Origin of the sequence: Streptomyces doebereineriae (assembly GCF_031845645.1) — a bacterium.
Lineage (GTDB): Bacteria > Actinomycetota > Actinomycetes > Streptomycetales > Streptomycetaceae > Streptomyces > Streptomyces canus.
Genome location: NZ_JAVREZ010000287.1, coordinates 1 through 455, shown reverse-complemented (window position 1 = coordinate 455; position 455 = coordinate 1). Strand labels below are relative to the sequence as shown.

Genomic DNA, 455 nt, shown 5'->3' with positions numbered 1-455 from the left:
ACTCCAACGAGTGGTCCTAGGCGGCGAGCAGCGCGCCCACCAGGTCCAGCGGTTCAGCGGTGCCCTGGTCGTCCTCGTCGGTTCCCGGCCCGTTGGGGTCGGCGGTGTCGCTCTCGATCACCTCGGGCTCGTCGGTCTCGGGCGGTGCGATCGTGGGCATGTATGCCCCCCTTCTCGATATGATCCGGGCCCGGTCGGGCTCGGCGGTTGCCCATCCGTCCGTCACAACGGGCGGGCGCCCGTCCCCGCAGGGACGGAAGTCGGCGCGTACTTTTGACTGACAGTGCGTCAGTTGCATTCGTGGTCAGTGAGGATGTCCCGTGATATAGAGTCAGCAGCCCGCCAGTGACCGCGATCAACGTCGTGCACGACTCGCAACGTCGGCTCGGGTGGCGACTCGAATCCCGGGGTCACCTCGATGTAGTCCCGAGCCATCGTGGTCACGCCCGGTGCAG

1 protein-coding gene is annotated in these 455 nt (G+C 67.0%); it reads right to left on the bottom strand.

The window, feature by feature from the left end; translation table 11 throughout:
- Positions 1 to 16: 16 nt before the first annotated feature.
- Positions 17 to 160, bottom strand: coding sequence for a hypothetical protein (locus RNB18_RS51920; protein ID WP_311594833.1), 144 nt, complete (start codon positions 158 to 160; stop codon positions 17 to 19).
- Positions 161 to 455: the final 295 nt, after the last annotated feature.

Coding starts and splice junctions, on each gene's coding strand:
- RNB18_RS51920 (WP_311594833.1), bottom strand. CDS start 160: ATGCCCACGATCGCACCGCCCGAGACCGACGAGCCCGAGGTGATCGAG.